The sequence below is a fragment of the Halobacteria archaeon AArc-dxtr1 genome (assembly GCA_025517425.1).
Taxonomy (GTDB): Archaea; Halobacteriota; Halobacteria; order Halobacteriales; family Natrialbaceae; genus Halostagnicola.
Map to the genome: position 1 here is coordinate 1,647,200 of JAOPJY010000001.1, position 15,054 is coordinate 1,662,253.

Below are 15,054 nucleotides of genomic sequence, written 5' to 3' on the forward strand. Positions count from 1 at the left end.
CGGCCCGAGCGATACTGCCCATCTGCATACCGGGTATACGAAGGCATGGTTGTCCCCCCACGGAGATATATTAAAGCTGTCCAGAATGTATCGTCTTATGGTTGTTCTGGCGACTGAGAAACGGATAAAAGCCGAATTCAGTCGTCCGTCAGTCCGACCCGACCAGGAAGCCCCCACAGCGATCTTCCATCCAGCCCACACCAGTGAAGTGGCCCTCGATAGTGGTGGTGTCGCCGCGTATCGACGTGGTGTAGGGTCCGAACTCCCCGTCGAACACCTGCAGATCGCTCCCGTCGAGAGCGCCTTCGGGGACGATCCGACGCGTGATCGTGATCGGCACGCGGTCGACAGCTGTGCCAAACCCAATTGTGCCCCTGGTCGAGTCATCTTCCCAGTCGTCCAGGGTCACGTACCCCGGAACCAGTTGTGGCTCCCCGAGTGGTAGGGCTGGCAGGTAGACCCCAGGAAGTTCCATCCGGAGTTCGATTATCGCGCCGGTGTCCCACCAATCGGGATGAGTCGAGATCTGGCTCAGTGCAGTCTCCTCAGTACCCGAGAAGCCGTGGCTATCCACGCACGTGTACGAATGCGAGACGGATTGTGGGCCGCCGCTAACTTCGACGAACAGTTCGTTGCAGTCTTCGCTGATCACGAATCCCAGCCGATCGTTCACGCCGCGATCGTCGTCGAGCCAGAACTCCAGTTCTACCACGCCCTCCGCGGACGGGACGAACGTCCCGTTCGGGGTGACGTCACCGTCTCCCTCGCCCTCGATGGCCCAGGTGAGTTCGTCGAGGGCGACCGGCTGGCCGTCGAGCGTGAACGAAAGCTCGTGGGTTTCGTCGGGGTCGAGACAACCGGGGGTCGGGCCGACGAGGAGTTCCTCGTCCTCGTCGGTGACGAGGATGGTCACCCGGTCTCGGCGAGGGGGCTCGAGGTCTGCGCGCGCCCCCTCCTCGGTGACGGCCTCGACCTCGATCACGTACTGTGGTTGTTCGTACCCGGAGAAGTCGACGCCGGAGAGATCGACGGTCGCCTCGGGTGGATCGCCCGATGCTGGCACCGGGACGGGGATCGCTGGTCCGGCGATCACCTCGTGGCGCCACTCCAGGTCGTCGTTCTCGGCGTTCTCGGCGTTCTCGACGATGGCGCGGAGCTGGAGCGTCAGGGCGTCTTCGTCGGGATCCAGCCGGATAATTTCCGGTCTGGTTCCGTCCGTGGCGTCCTCGATGTTCACCTCGATGGGGTGGACCGTGAGTTCGATCAGATCCGAGGCGGTCGCACCGCCGAATCGGTCCTCGTCCGGGCGCATCGTCACCGTCGCTTTGCCCACCGCCTCCGGTTCGTACTCCAGGTCGAGCGCGTCGAACGAGAACGGGTCCTGAGAGGTCTCCCGGTCGATGGTCTCGAAGTCGACCTCCAGAAATGAGCCGTCCGTGTGCGGATCGACGTCGACGGGCCCGTAGATGCCCGGCGGGAAATCGATCGGTCCGTCGTCTTCGAGCTGGCTCCAGGTGGCCGACATGGACGTCTGCAGGAAACTCAGGAGGTTCTCGTCGAAGTCTACCATCCGCGACGCCTGACGTCCGAAGCGGCTCGTCACCCTGGCAGCCAACCCAGCGCCCGGAACGTCGCCGAGCACCGATGGCCAGGTGTAGGTGAAGCCCTCGCTGTGTCCGTCGACCGTCGCCGAGAGCGTGCCGGTCGAGCCGTCGTCCTCGTTGTAGTCGGTCGGGTCGCCCTCGAGTTCGATGTCGAGAGTCGACGGGAGCTGATTCTCGGCGAGGGCGATCAGCAGGTTCGTGATCGCGAGCGTCGCCGAGCCCACGGCAGCGGCCCCCTGTCCGCCGGGGACGAGCGCGCACCCGGCCACCACGACGCTGCCGAGGTCCCGCGAGAGTGCCGCGGCGCCGTCGTTTGCGTTCGCAAACCGGGCTTGGACGTCCATCCAGTACTCGAGGTCCTCGACCGAATCGATCGACGGGCTGTCGACCACGACCGGATCGCCCTGCCCGGCCAAGCGGGGTTCCGACCAAGAGATCCGATCGTGCCCATCCGACCAAGAGATCCGACGGGGTCCATCCGACACGGATCGACCCTCGCGTTCCCGGGCACTCTCGGGGTCGGCCGCTGCCGCCCGCGCGGCCGATTCGACCCCGCCCGCGCCGTCGGTTGGCGGTGCATCGAGGTCATTCATTGCACCGACAGCGTCGAGGATCGCCGTCGAGAAGCCGCTCTCGTTCGCGATCGCGTCGGCGAACTCGATCGCGGTTTCGTCCCCATCGTCGAAGTGTTCGGACTCGCCGTTCAGGAGTGACCGAATCGTCTCCCCGTCACCGTCGATAGTCTGCAGTGCAGCGGCGATACCGTCGACGGGTGGCGGAAACTCCGCCGGATCGACGCCGACCAGCTGCTCTGGGTCGTAGCCGAACGTTCCGGCGACGTCGGTCAACACCGACTCGACCTCGTCGACGGTGTCCGTCAGCGTTCCCAGGGCGGGTTCGAGCGCCTCGATGGTGAATTCGATTCCCGCCGTTACGATTTCCTCGCCGTCTTCGTCGAGGATCTCGATCTCGACTGGCCCGCCGCCCATCGCGTCACCAGGATGGGGTGGAACGAAGAATCGCTCCTCGTCGACGTCGACGAACACCGGGGTTCGGTCGTCCTCGCCGGGATCGTCGACCGCCGCGTCGTAACACCAGGCGATCGGTTCATCGCCGGCCGACCCCGGGACCCCCGAGAGGTCGACGATCGTCCCCGGCGGTGCAGCGCTCGTTCCGATCGAGAGCTCCTCGTCGGTGCCGTCACTGGACCCGTCTTCGTCGCCGTTTTCTGGATCGTTTCCGCCCCCGTCGTCGGCTCCCGAATCGTCCTCGGAGAGCAATCCCTGACAGCCCGCGACGACGGCGGCCGAGGAAGCGCTCGCCGCGGCCAGCAACGCCCGCCGCTTCATACGAGTCGCGGATCCTCTTCGGCCGCTCGTCGGCTGTCGATCCGACCGAACGGTGGCGACCGATCCGTGACGGGACGCCGAGCCCAACCGTCCGGCATTCGCCTCACGCCCCCTCGCACGGCATATCCGGCGGCGTAATCGGGTCGACCTCGCCCCACGAGTGGAAGTCGGCCCGACTGTTCGGCCACTCCGAGCGAACCGGGTAGCCGGTCGTCGTGCTGAGATACTCGACCGTGATGTGGTGCTCGAAGACGTAGACCTCCTCGCCGCGGACGGTCGTCGTGCCGGCGGCGGACAGGCTGGCGTACTCGTCGTCCCGCGCCAGGTCGACGGGAACGTACTGTGCCTCCTCCGGGTCGCGGCTCTCGAGGTCGCAGTAGCCCATCACGACCGTGTAGAGGTCGCCGCCGACGCCGTACATCTCGATCTCCTCGGATCCGTCGATGTAGACGTAGTAGTTCCCGTCGTGGACCTCCTGGAAGCCCGTCGCCGGCTCCGGAGATGAAAGCGCGAGGTCGGCAACGAACGAGGACTCGTAGTCGATCACGTCGCCGAAGTACACCGCCTCGGACAGTTCGTCAAGCTCGCCGTCGGCGACGCCTGGGGTGAAGTCGTCTTCGAGGGGGTCCCCACCGTTCGTTCCGACGTCAGCCAATCCGGCGTCTCCGTCATCGCCAGGAGACCCCGGTCCACCCGAATCATCGGATCCGTCCGAGTCGTCGGATCCGCCGGTACACCCCGCCAGGGCCGCGACACCCGCCCCGGTCAGGCCGGTCAAAAGCCGTCGTCTACTCACCGGTCCGGTCCGGCCGCCGGCACTCTCGACGCGGCGGTGGTTCCGACCGGCGGACGCTACGTATTCGTTCTCTGTAGCCATTATCGCGTAGTTTTCAGCACTTGTTCGGTAATAAAGATATTCTGTACGACAGTACAGTAACCGTGGCGATCAGATGGCCGCCGTGGACTATCCGTAACAAGACTGGGACAGTCCGTCGGCGATGCCGAACTCGCCAGTAATGACAGGGTAGTCCGTTGGCGACGGTGGAACGACCAGTCGGCAGCGCCGTGACAGCCAGTCAACGACGCTGGTGACGACTCGTCTCGACGACGTGCAGGTCACCGTCGAGGATCAATCGGAGTTCCTCGTCCTCGCAGGGGGCCGTGAGCGCGACACACAGCGGGGCTGACTCGATGACTTCCTCGACGACCGTCAGCCCCCGTTGGAACGTCGCCCACGAGGCGAACCGATAGTCGATCCCGTGATCGTGGTAGAACGCCGTCACGGCAGGATGTGCAAGGACCGCAATCGCGAGCGGGCCGCGGGAGACCGCCTTACACTGCTGGCAGACCGCTGCGACCTCGATCAGGTGACGACGATGACACACCGGACACCCGCCCCCGTCTCGGGGCTCGTGTGCCCGACAGAGATCGAGCGACGTGTCGACCGAGCCCGAGCAATCGGGACAGATGCCGGCGACGAACGATCGCACCCGGTTGAGATTGTACGCGAGCGTCGCGTGAAACACCTCCTGTGGCGTTCGATCAGCTAGGCCCGTCGGTGGGAACGGGAACGTAAACAGGACCCCGTCGTCGCCGTCGGCATTTTGCCAGAGGCCTGGACAGCGGCTACACGACACAGCCACGTGGTGATTTCCGTAGTCGATCGCGACGGGAGCGTCACACCGGGGGCAGCTCGCGTCGATCTCTGTGGGGTCGACGGTCGGGCAGTCGCGAACCGTTCCCGCGACGATCGCTCGGACGACCTCGAAGCCCGCCTCGGTGAGTTCGTAGCCGGCGTCCGTCCGACGGACGAAGTGGTCGGTGAGCTTCTCCAAGTGGTAGTTGAAGTTCCCGGTGTCGTCATAGCCGACCCTGTCATACAGCTCCGAGAAGGGAACCGCAGCGTCCGAGTCGTACAGCTCCGCGAACTTGACCACGTTGGCAGGATCGTCCGGTTCGTACAGGTCCCACAGCGTGTGAACGATGGCGAATCGCGTCTCGTTGCCGAGGACGGCGAACGCCTCCTCCGGCGAGAGGCTCATCGAGCCGTCGTCGGTGTATGTCATGAAACTCCATTACTGTAACGAGAGAAAACCGTTCCGCTCGCAACCGTTTGCGCCCAGCCACCGCACAACTTCGTCCGTTCGGGCTGGCTGCGAGTCGTTGTTGACATCCGAGCCATGAATTTAAGTACCAACCCGCGGCCAACGAGTCCATGATCGACGACACGCTCGGCGTCCTCGCGGGCGACTGCACCGTCATCGCCGACGGCACCGACCGCGAGGAGTACCGCGGCCGCGTGACGACCATCGTCAAACCCGACAACACCGTCTTAGTCCACGACGTCGACGGCTACCAGCCCGTCGCCTGGCTCACTCGCGCTGACAGCGTCTCGAGCAACCGCTCGGACGGCTTTACACTCGTCGCGAAGAAGGACACGCAGACGCTGCGAATCGCCGCCCACGAGCGCGACGGCTTCGCGAGCTATCCAGCCTCTGCGGCCGGTACACCGGTTGGCGATTGTCCGGACTGCGACGGAGCGCTCGTCCGCGCAAACGGGATCACCTGCGTGAGTTGTGGCGCCCGACACGGCGTCCCGTCGGACGCCGAGATCCGGGAGCAACGCTGTGACTGCGGGCTGCCGCGGATGCGCGTCGAGCGCGGGCTGGCGTTCGATGTCTGCGTCGACCGAGACTGCGAATCCCTCGACGCCGCGGTGCGCGAGGCGTTCGACCGCGAGTGGGACTGTCCGGAGTCGGACTGCGACGGCTCCCTCCGGATACTCCGACGAGGAGGACTCCTTGCCGGCTGTGAGAACTACCCCAACTGCGACACCGGGTTCCGGATGCCGGCGGGTGTCGTCGACGGCAGATGCGGATGTGGACTCCCGACGTTCAGCACCCCCAGCAGGACCCGGTGTCTGGATGCGACGTGCGATGCGCGGCGAGCACCCGTCGCCGAGGCGACCGACGACGACTAACGAGCGCAGCCGGATCCGCAGCCCCTTAGTGGCGGGTCGCCAAGTCACCGGTATGTCACTCGAGGGGCGACTGGACCGACAGGAGGGCGTCGTCCACGTCGGCGGCGACGCACGCCAGCGGTATCACGACTCGCGGGGGTACGGCTACCCGCTGACGGGCAACGAGATCGCCCTCGCCCCCGTCGAAGCGGCACACCTGCTCTACCGGGGCGACCTGTCGGCGGTCGTCGACGACGACGACCGACTCGACTTCCGGTCGTTCGTCACTCGCGAGCCCGATCCGGAGTTCGGGATTCGATTCTTAGTCTATGCCGACCTGCGGTCGCGGGGATTCTATCTCTCACCGGCCGCGGAACCGTGGCTTGCGAACCCACCGGAGGCGGACTTCGCTGTCTTCCCGCGCGGAAAGGGGCCGGGCGACGGTGAGATCGAGTACGCGCTGTGGACGGTCGGCGAGCGAACCGACGTCGCAGCACGCGACCTCGCGGAAGGCGTCCTCGCGGTCGTCGACGAAGAGAGTGAGATTACTTACTTCGAAGTCGAGCAACGAGAGCCGTCGGGCTCGTCTGAAGCGGCCCTTCCGGATGGATGTGACGCCGATCTGCTCGCAGATCGCGTCGTCGTGTGGGATCCCCCGAGCGAACTCTACGAACGGACGTTCTACGGCCAGCCACTCGAAGGTCGAGAGTACGACGAACCGACGCTGCAGTGTTCGCTGCTCGAAGCGGCCTACCTCGCCGAGCGAGCGGCGATCGACCTCGATCCGGAAACACTTCACGACCGTGGTCGTGACGTCGAAGGCGAGCGGTTCGACCGCCGCCTACGCGTCTACACCGCCCTACGCGAGCGCGGCATCGTCCCCAAGACCGGCTACAAGTTCGGGGCGGACTTTCGAACCTACGCGGACGTCGAGTCCGTCGACAACCTGGGCCACTCGGAGCTGTTGATTCGGGTGTTGCCAGCCGATCATATCTTCGAACCGCGCGACCTCGCGCTCGACGTTCGACTCGCACACGGCGTCCGGAAGACGATCGTATTCGCGCTGGTCGACGACAGCGGTGCGATCGAGTGGTGGTCGTTCGAGCGGCTGACGCCCTGAGTGGAGTGAGGCGAGAGCTGGCTCACCGTGCCGGGGAACGAACGAAGGCGAAGGCTTTTGCGCGCTGGCGCGCCAAAACGGGGGTAATGACCGGAGACGAGTCACTCGAGGAGTCCGGGGAACTGCAGACCGACGGTGGCGCCGCTGGAGCCGACAGCGAGGGATCGAAGATCCCTCGTGCAGACGGCGGAGCCGTCGACGACGTCGCGTTAGACCCCTGGGGCTCCGCGGCCGTCTCCGACTACCGGAAGCTCTTCGAGGAGTTCGGCATCGAGGAGTTCGACGAGCTGCTCCCGGACGTGCCGAACCCCCACTACCTGATGCGTCGGGGCGTCATCTTCGGCCATCGAGACTACGGACCGGTCGCAGAGGCGATGCGAGAGGGCGAAGACGCGGCCGTCCTCTCGGGGTTCATGCCGACCGGTGATCCACACATCGGTCACAAGCTGGTGTTCGACGAGATCATCTGGCACCAGCAACAGGGGGCAGACGCCTACGCCCTGATCGCCGACTTAGAGGCCAACGCGGCCCGCGGGATGAGCTGGGAGGAGATCGACGAGCACGCCCGCAGCTACCTGCTCTCCTTGCTCGCGCTGGGATTCGATCCCGAGGAGGGGACACTCTACCGCCAGTCCGAAAACCGCGAGGTGCAAGACCTGGCGTTCGAGCTCGGTGCCGAGGCCAACTTCTCCGAATTCCAGGCGATCTACGGCTTCGACGGCGAGACGGACGTCTCGCACATGCAGTCGGTCGTGACGCAGATGGCAGACATCCTCTACCCGCAACTCGAGGAGCCAAAGCCGACGGTGATTCCGGTCGGTCCGGATCAGGACCCCCACGTGCGACTGGCACGTGATCTGGCCGAGCGGATGCGCTTTTTCAAGGTGAGCGAGGCATACGCGAGTTTCGAGCTTGACGACGACGAACGGGACCTCGTCGCCGAGTACTACGAGCGGCTCGACCCTGCCGACTTCGACGACGACACGCTCCGGTGTGTCCACGTCGCGCAGGTGCTCGAGGAGACACCCCTCGAAGAGCTTACCGTCCCCGCGGACACGCTCGGTTCGGTGCTGACGAAGCTGAACGAAGCCGGAATGGAGCCGGTCCGCCCGCGAACGCGCTTTTTCGACCGGCGGGCCACCGACGAGGCGTTCGAGGCGCTCATCGACGCCGTCGAAGGCGAAAAGCGGGTGTACGAGAACCACGTGGATGCCTTCGACCTCGGTTCCGACGAGGCCGAAACGCTCGCCCGCGAGGTCGAAGTCGAAAACGGCGGCTACGGCTTCCAGCCGCCGTCGTCGATCTACCACCGGTTTATGACTGGCCTCACCGGCGGGAAGATGTCCTCGTCGATTCCCGCAAGTCACATCTCCCTGCTCGACGATCCCGAGGAGGGCTACGAGAAGGTGAAGTCGGCGACGACGGGCGGGCGAGAGACCGCGGAGGAACAGCGCGAACTCGGCGGCCGGGCCGACGAGTGTCCGGTCTACGAGCTGTACGCCTACCTACTGGCCGGCGACGACGACGAGTTCGCGAAACTCGTCTACGACGAGTGCGTCGGCGGCGAGCGCCTCTGTGGCGACTGCAAGGAGCAGGCCGCCGAGTTGATGAGAGAGTTCCTCGCAGAGCACCAGGAGAAGCGCGAGGACGTAGCAGAGTTGCTGGAGGCGGCGGATATCGAACTCGAGTCGTCCCGACGTCGGTAATCGCCAGGCGACAGGAAGGCCCAAACGCTCCGACATTCGGGCGTAACGTTTTTGCTCGCCCGCTTCGAGGCTCTCGCCATGGTATCCGAGCCCGATCACCGGTGTGTCGTCCGCGACCGCAAGCCGCGCCCGGGGCTCGGCTTTTTTACCGCTCGCTGACCGGACCGTGGACTCGGGGGCGTCCCGCCGGACGCCCGCGGCGAAACGGTCCGCTGCGAGTCGGAACCGCTAACTGACCGACCTACGGCAATCAACATAAGCGAATGCAACTTCCCGAAGCACAGGCCGCGGTCGTCGAGGCCGCGAGCGCGGACGAGGCACAGTCAGTCGACGCCCTCGCCGCGGCGACAGACCTTCCCCCAGAGACCGTCACCGGCGCGGTGTTCGCGCTCGAAGCGGAGGGGCTGCTCGCCGTCGCAGAGCGCGTCGAGGAGACGATCGAACTCACCGAAGAGGGACACGAGTACGCCGCCGACGAGCTGCCAGAGGTGCGGCTCTATCGGGCCGCGCTCGAGGCCGGCGCTGCCGACGGCTCGGCCCCGATGGGCCAGGTTATCGGTGCCTCCGGACTCGAAGGCGCAGGCGTCGACATCGCCCTCTCGAACTACGCCCGGAAGGGGTACGGGGCGATCGAGAGCGGCGAGATCACCGCCGATCCGGACGCCGATCCGGCGGCGGACCCCGAGGCGACAGCGCTGGCCGCGCTCGCCGAGGCAAGCGAAGCGTCGGCCGATGCGGAAGGCGGGAGCGTCGACGGCGCCGATATCGACGAGGAGACGCTCTCTCAGCTCGATCGGCGCGGACTCGTCGAGCGACCCGAGACGACGATCCGAGAGGCGACGCTCACCGAGCGCGGCGTCACCGAGCTGATGGCCGGCATCGAGACGAGCGAGGCGATCGGCCAGATCACCCCCGAGCTGCTCACGAGCGGGGAGTGGCAGGACGCCGAGTTCGCGGAGTACAACGTCGAGGCCGACGCCGAGCGCGTCGACGGCGGTCGGGTCCACGTGCTCCGGCGGACGGCCGAGCGGGTCAAAGACGTACTCGTCGGCATGGGCTTCCAGGAGATGGACGGCCCCCACGTCGACGCCGACTTCTGGATCAACGACTGCCTGTTCATGCCCCAGGACCACCCGGCTCGGACCCACTGGGACCGGTTCGCCCTCGAGAATCCGACCCACGTCGACCACCTGCCGGCGGATCTCGTCGACGCCGTCGAGCGCGCCCACCGCGAGGGCGTCGGCGAGGACGGCGAGGGCTACCGCTCGCCGTGGGACGAGGACTTCGCGCGGGCGCTCGCGCTTCGCGGGCACACGACGTCGCTGTCGGCCCGTCACCTGGCGGGGGTCGCGAGGGGCGACCTCGAACCGCCACAGCGCTTCTTCAGCGTCGAGAAGGCCTACCGGAACGATACGCTGGACGCGACCCACCTGCTCGAGTTCTACCAGATCGAGGGCTGGGTGATGGCCGAGGATCTCTCGGTGCGGGATCTGATGGGCACCTTCGAGGAGTTCTACGCCCAGTTCGGGATCACGGACATCGAGTTCAAACCCCACTACAACCCCTACACGGAGCCCAGTTTCGAGCTGTTCGGCACCCATCCGACGACCGGCGAGTTGATCGAGATCGGCAACTCCGGGATCTTCCGCCCAGAGATGCTCGAACCGCTCGGGGTCGACTGCGACGTGATGGCCTGGGGGCTCGCACTCGAGCGCCTCGCGATGCTCGTGACCGGCGCGGAAGACATCCGCGACCTCCACGGGACGCTCGCAGACCTCGAGTTCCTGCGGAACGCCGAGGTGACCTACTGATGCCAACCGTCGAAATCGACCCCGACGAACTGCGCGGACTGACCGGCCACGACGAGAAGGGCGACGACGAACTGATCGACGATCTGTTCGCGCTCGGCCTGGAGTACGAGGGCGAGACCGAGGACGGCGAGTTCGAACTCGAGTTCGCGCCCGACCGGCTCGATCGCCTCTCCGTCGAGGGGGTCGCCCGCTCGCTTCGCTACCAGTACGGCGACGTCCGGGGCGTCTCGGTGCCGAGCACGAACGCCCCGGAGTGGACGATCGAGGTCGACGAGGCGGTTCCCGACGAGCGTCCGTTCGTGACGGGGGCCGTGATTCGAGGCGTGGATCTGGACGAGGACGCTCTCGACTCGCTGATCCAGCTCCAGGAGAAACTCCACGCGACGATGGGGCGTGGCCGCGCGAAGGGTGCGATCGGGATTCACGATCTCACGATGTTGAAAGGGAGTCCCGCGACGGAGGGAGCCCCGAGCGTCCGCTACACCGGTGTTGCCCCCGAAGAGGATCGGTTCGTCCCGCTGGATTCGGATCAGGAAATGACTCCCGCACAGGTGCTCGAAGAGCACCCGACCGGAGAAACGTACGCGGATCTCGTCCGCGAAAACGCCCGGTATCCAGCGATCTACGACGATCTCGGCCTCTTCTCGTTCCCACCGGTTATCAACGGTCGGCGGACCGAAGTGACGACCGACTCCCGAGAGCTGTTCGTCGAGCTAACCGGCACTGACCAGTGGACGATCGACAAGATGTGTGCGATCGTCTGTTACGCACTGGCCGCCCGCGGCGCGACGATCGAGTCCGTAACGGTCGAGTATCCCTCCAGAGAGCTGGTCCGGCCCAACTTTTCGACGAAGACCAAGACCGTCACGCACGACCGCATCGAGACGATTCTGGGGATCGGACTCGATCCCGAAGAGGTCGTGGACCTGGCCGAACGGTCGGGTCTCGACGCCGAAATCGTCGACGTCGGCGGCGAGGCCGCCTACGAGATGACGATCCCGCCGTACCGCGTCGACGTCCTCCATCCGGTGGACCTGATCGACGACGTCGGCCGGGCGTACGGCTTCAACGAGCTTGAGCCGACCTACCCCGACGTCGGAACCGTCGGTGGCCGCCACGAGCGCAGCCGACTCGGGCGGTCGGTCCGCGAGCTGCTCGTCGGCCTCGGCTTCGAGGACATGCTGAACTTCCACATGACCAACGAAGCCGAGAACTTCGAGCGAGCCGAACTTTCGCCCGACGACGACGTCTACGGCGCCGGAGAGCCGGCGACGATCAAGGAGGTCTACAGCGAGGACTACACGATCCTCCGGACGTGGACGCTCCCGTCGCTGCTGACAGTTCTCGAGCGAAACACCCACCGCGCGTACCCACAGGATCTTTCTGAGGTCGGCTTCGCTGCGATGGTCGACGAGGCCGAGAACACGGGTGTGGTCGAGCGCCGCAGTGTGGGCGCCGTCCTCGCCCGCCACGATGCAGCCTACGAGGATGCGAAGGCGCGTCTACAGGCAATCGCCCGAGCGTTCGGCGTCGAGATAGAGACACCGCCGACCGAACACCCGACCTTCGTCTCGGGTCGAACGGCGAGCGTCGTGATCGACGGCGAGAACGTTGGCGTGATCGGCGAGGTCCATCCGTCGGTGCTCACGGAGCGCGATCTGGAGGTGCCGGTCGCAGCGTTCGAGTTCGATCTCGCGGCCCTGCAGTAACGCTGCTTAGTCGCTCTCGAGCCGTGACAGCCGTTGTTCGGTCGAGAAATTGCACCGTGAGCGAGGCCGTAGGCCGAGCGAGCGGGCCGACGACTGACCCGGAACGAGCGTAGCGAGTAAAGGGGAAGGAAGAGCGCTTTTGCTCGACCCTGAGCGGGAGCAAAGCTCCCGCGAGGTCGTCGGCGCAAAGCGCCGACTGCCCGAGGGACCTACGGTCCCTCGCTGTCCAAAAGAGCGCATAGCGCTCTTTTGAAGATTTTGCCGAAGGACGTTGCGCTGTGCGACAGCTACGCTGTCGCCAGCGCAACAGACTGCAGCGCAAAAGGTCGTTGTTAGAACTCGTGTTCGACGTCCTCTTCGTCCGCTTTCTGGATGATGATCTTCCCGTCTCGAACGCGGACGAAGACCTCATCCCCGATGTCCATACCTGCGACCGCGAGTTCGTCCTCGTGGAGATTGAGGTGAACGTTGTGATAGTTGCCGTCTTCGTCTTTCGCACCGCTTGGACTCAGCTTCTTTTTCCGGACCATCGCGGGATTCTAACTCGAACTTCGCCGTAGGATATACTTAAGTGTTTTCTACGCCGCAGGAAAGAGTCACAGCGAACCATGCTGACCGACGAGTCGTGATGTCACTTCGCCGTAAGAATGGTGGAGGGAAAATACATAAAGATACCGGCGCAGTCGGTCGGTTTTCGGGGATATCTTTATGTCGCACCGTGTGCTGATTTGACACGGAGGGACAAACCATGGTACGTGAAGATGGTAAGCGGAACTTCGCGCTGCGCGAGGGCAACGGCGATGAATCGAGCGTCTTTTCCGGAAACACGCCGCGGCAGGCGGCACTCAAGGCAGCCCGACGGTTAGATCCCGGCTCCAGCGAGGACGAGGCCGATCGGGTCGAGCTCAAACTCCGCGAAAAAGGCACCGACAAGGTACACATCTACGACGGCTGGGCGTGGGAAGAGACGGCCCCCGACGACAAACCGGACTGGATGCCCGGTGAGATCACGGAGGCGAACGTCTCGAAGAAAGGTATCGAGCATCTAGAGGAGTAATTCCACGACAGTCGCCTGTTCGATGCAGACGGCTTCGATTGATAGCAGCGGCGCCACGCCGAAGAGGCCGAGCGACCCTCGCTCGCGGCGGCGATCTATCGTTTCCGCTTCCGTAGAGAACGACGACTCGATTTGGAGGTATCGACTTCGACGAATAGTTGCACGTCGCGACCACGTACGAGGTGTTTACTGCCTTCCGCGTCATGGCCTCGCTGGCTGGGGTTACGTTCGTTATCGGCACCCAGCACGTCGCCCAGTGGTTCGAAGAGGAGAACCTCGGGCTCGCAGAGTGGACGACGGTCTTTTTGCCCCGTCAGCACAAGTAAGCGGTAATGACGACAGTTACACTCGGACCCGAGGGGACCTACTCCCACCGAGCCGCACGGGCGGTCGCTGAGAACGGGATCGACTTTCGCCAGTCGGTGACGGCGATCGTCGACGCCGTCGCGAACGAGGGATACGAGTACGGAGTCATTCCAATCGAGAACAGTATCGAGGGGAGCGTCACCGAGAGTCTCGACGCAATCGGAGAGTACGACGTGGCCGTCGTCCGCGAGATCGTCACCCCAATCACGCACGCACTGCTCGCCCAGGGCTCGGAGTTCGAGACGATCGCCAGCCACTCCCAGGCGCTGGCACAATGTCGGGGCTACCTCGACCGAGAGTATCCGGAGGTCACACTCGAAGCCGTCGCGAGCACCGCCCAGGGCGTCGAGTACGCCCACGAAGATCCAACGATCGCGGGGATCGGGCATCCGGACAACGCCGACGGCGAGTTGCAGGTACTCGCCGAAGGGATCCAGGACCAATCGTCGAACGCGACGCGCTTTTTCGTGGTCGCACCCGTCGATGCGCGCTCTACAGGGGGCGGGAAGACCTCGCTCGTCGTCTACCCAGACGTCGACTACCCAGGCCTGCTACTCGAGCTGTTGAAACCGTTCGCCGAGCGAAATATCAACCTGACGCGCCTCGAGTCCCGCCCGAGCGGGGAGCGTCTGGGCGACTACGTCTTCCACATCGACATCGAAGCGGGACTGTACGAGGAGCGGACGGACGAAGCACTCGCGGACATCGAAGCGCTCGCAGAAAACGGCTGGGTCCGGCGGCTCGGTTCGTACGACACCGAACACGTCGTGGAGTAAGAGCGGGCGTGAGGTGAGACCGGACGTGGAGTGAAGGCGGTGCATCTACAAGACGGACCAGCCACCGACAGCGAGCCCCCATCCGCGGGCAGAGTTTATCCTCTTGGGAGGCCTACAGGCGAATATGCGACGCAATCCGTTCGACGAACTCGAGGAGATGCTAAATCGAGTGAGCCGGCAGGTCGAAGAGGGTGTAACCGCTGGCGGGCTCCAGACGCCGGGCTCGGTCGCCGTCGACGTCGTCGACGCGGGCGAGGCGTACACCGTCACCGCCGACCTCCCGGGATACGAGACCGAGGACCTGGAGCTAACGCTGACGGAGGGGACGCTCCAGCTCGAGGCGGCCCGCGAGCGATCCCGCGAACACCAGGAGGGCGAGTACGTCCGCCGCGAGCGGACAGGACAGACGGTGAGCCGGCGAATTCGCCTCCCAGAGCCCGTCGACGAGGAGGGAGTTTCGGCGACCTACAACAACGGTGTGTTGACGGTACGGCTGCCGAAGGAAACTCCCGGCGGAGACTCGAAACAGATCGACATCGAGTAACTCGCACGCCAAAGTGGCGAACTGAGGACAATCGAGTTGTCCGTGTGAGAGCC

General features: G+C 65.0%; 13 protein-coding genes. 9 read left to right on the forward strand and 4 right to left on the reverse strand.

Going from position 1 to position 15,054, the window contains the following annotated elements; all coding sequences use genetic code 11:
- Nucleotides 1–148: 148 nt before the first annotated feature.
- From OB905_08480 to OB905_08490, 3 genes are all read right to left on the reverse strand, one after another.
- Nucleotides 149–2,953 carry a hypothetical protein gene (locus OB905_08480; GenBank protein MCU4926020.1) on the reverse strand — a complete coding sequence of 935 codons (2,805 nt, stop codon included), beginning with the start codon at nt 2,951–2,953 and terminating at the stop codon, nt 149–151.
- 103 nt (nt 2,954–3,056) lie between these two features.
- Nucleotides 3,057–3,830 carry a hypothetical protein gene (locus tag OB905_08485; GenBank protein ID MCU4926021.1) on the reverse strand — a complete coding sequence of 258 codons (774 nt, stop codon included), beginning with the start codon at nt 3,828–3,830 and terminating at the stop codon, nt 3,057–3,059.
- 199 nt (nt 3,831–4,029) lie between these two features.
- Entirely contained in the window at nt 4,030–5,019 is a 990-nt protein-coding gene (locus tag OB905_08490; protein ID MCU4926022.1) for a helix-turn-helix domain-containing protein, read from the reverse strand.
- A gap of 149 nt (nt 5,020–5,168) precedes the next feature.
- Between OB905_08490 and OB905_08495 the strand changes: the two genes are divergently transcribed.
- From OB905_08495 to pheT, 5 genes are all read left to right on the forward strand, one after another.
- Nucleotides 5,169–5,933: an endonuclease NucS gene (locus OB905_08495; protein ID MCU4926023.1), complete on the forward strand. Its 765-nt coding sequence runs from the start codon at nt 5,169–5,171 to the stop codon at nt 5,931–5,933.
- Between the two features lie 52 nt (nt 5,934–5,985).
- Nucleotides 5,986–7,032: a tRNA-intron lyase gene (gene endA, locus OB905_08500; protein ID MCU4926024.1), complete on the forward strand. Its 1,047-nt coding sequence runs from the start codon at nt 5,986–5,988 to the stop codon at nt 7,030–7,032.
- An 86-nt stretch (nt 7,033–7,118) separates the two neighbouring features.
- Nucleotides 7,119–8,738: a tryptophan--tRNA ligase gene (locus tag OB905_08505; protein ID MCU4926025.1), complete on the forward strand. Its 1,620-nt coding sequence runs from the start codon at nt 7,119–7,121 to the stop codon at nt 8,736–8,738.
- Nucleotides 8,739–9,001: 263 nt separating this feature from the next.
- Nucleotides 9,002–10,549 (forward strand): phenylalanine--tRNA ligase subunit alpha, encoded by a 1,548-nt coding sequence (locus OB905_08510; protein ID MCU4926026.1) that lies wholly within the window; start codon nt 9,002–9,004, stop codon nt 10,547–10,549.
- Nucleotides 10,549–12,258 (forward strand): phenylalanine--tRNA ligase subunit beta, encoded by a 1,710-nt coding sequence (gene pheT, locus OB905_08515; protein ID MCU4926027.1) that lies wholly within the window; start codon nt 10,549–10,551, stop codon nt 12,256–12,258. Before OB905_08510 ends, pheT begins: the two co-directional genes overlap by 1 nt.
- A gap of 332 nt (nt 12,259–12,590) precedes the next feature.
- Here the strand turns inward: pheT and OB905_08520 are convergent, their stop codons facing one another.
- Complete coding sequence (locus tag OB905_08520) at nt 12,591–12,788, reverse strand: hypothetical protein (GenBank protein MCU4926028.1); 198 nt, start codon at nt 12,786–12,788, stop codon at nt 12,591–12,593.
- A 218-nt stretch (nt 12,789–13,006) separates the two neighbouring features.
- Here OB905_08520 and OB905_08525 point away from each other — a divergent pair, with 218 nt between their 5' ends.
- The 4 genes from OB905_08525 to OB905_08540 all read left to right on the forward strand — a co-directional run bounded on the left by OB905_08525 (nt 13,007) and on the right by OB905_08540 (nt 15,001).
- On the forward strand, nt 13,007–13,315 hold the full coding sequence (locus OB905_08525; protein ID MCU4926029.1) for a non-histone chromosomal MC1 family protein: 309 nt from the start codon (nt 13,007–13,009) through the stop codon (nt 13,313–13,315).
- A 158-nt stretch (nt 13,316–13,473) separates the two neighbouring features.
- On the forward strand, nt 13,474–13,641 hold the full coding sequence (locus OB905_08530) for a hypothetical protein (protein MCU4926030.1): 168 nt from the start codon (nt 13,474–13,476) through the stop codon (nt 13,639–13,641).
- Between the two features lie 6 nt (nt 13,642–13,647).
- Nucleotides 13,648–14,457 (forward strand): prephenate dehydratase, encoded by an 810-nt coding sequence (gene pheA / locus OB905_08535; protein ID MCU4926031.1) that lies wholly within the window; start codon nt 13,648–13,650, stop codon nt 14,455–14,457.
- A 124-nt stretch (nt 14,458–14,581) separates the two neighbouring features.
- Nucleotides 14,582–15,001 carry an Hsp20/alpha crystallin family protein gene (locus OB905_08540; GenBank protein MCU4926032.1) on the forward strand — a complete coding sequence of 140 codons (420 nt, stop codon included), beginning with the start codon at nt 14,582–14,584 and terminating at the stop codon, nt 14,999–15,001.
- The last annotated feature ends 53 nt before the right edge of the window (nt 15,002–15,054 follow it).

Excerpts from the sequence above, each read along its gene's own strand:
- OB905_08480 (MCU4926020.1), bottom strand. The coding sequence starts at position 2,953 with ATGAAGCGGCGGGCGTTGCTGGCCGCGGCGAGCGCTTCCTCGGCCGCC.
- OB905_08485 (MCU4926021.1), bottom strand. The coding sequence starts at position 3,830 with ATGGCTACAGAGAACGAATACGTAGCGTCCGCCGGTCGGAACCACCGC.
- OB905_08490 (MCU4926022.1), bottom strand. The coding sequence starts at position 5,019 with ATGACATACACCGACGACGGCTCGATGAGCCTCTCGCCGGAGGAGGCG.
- OB905_08495 (MCU4926023.1), top strand. The coding sequence starts at position 5,169 with ATGATCGACGACACGCTCGGCGTCCTCGCGGGCGACTGCACCGTCATC.
- endA (MCU4926024.1), top strand. The coding sequence starts at position 5,986 with ATGTCACTCGAGGGGCGACTGGACCGACAGGAGGGCGTCGTCCACGTC.
- OB905_08505 (MCU4926025.1), top strand. The coding sequence starts at position 7,119 with ATGACCGGAGACGAGTCACTCGAGGAGTCCGGGGAACTGCAGACCGAC.
- OB905_08510 (MCU4926026.1), top strand. The coding sequence starts at position 9,002 with ATGCAACTTCCCGAAGCACAGGCCGCGGTCGTCGAGGCCGCGAGCGCG.
- pheT (MCU4926027.1), top strand. The coding sequence starts at position 10,549 with ATGCCAACCGTCGAAATCGACCCCGACGAACTGCGCGGACTGACCGGC.
- OB905_08520 (MCU4926028.1), bottom strand. The coding sequence starts at position 12,788 with ATGGTCCGGAAAAAGAAGCTGAGTCCAAGCGGTGCGAAAGACGAAGAC.
- OB905_08525 (MCU4926029.1), top strand. The coding sequence starts at position 13,007 with ATGGTACGTGAAGATGGTAAGCGGAACTTCGCGCTGCGCGAGGGCAAC.
- pheA (MCU4926031.1), top strand. The coding sequence starts at position 13,648 with ATGACGACAGTTACACTCGGACCCGAGGGGACCTACTCCCACCGAGCC.
- OB905_08540 (MCU4926032.1), top strand. The coding sequence starts at position 14,582 with ATGCGACGCAATCCGTTCGACGAACTCGAGGAGATGCTAAATCGAGTG.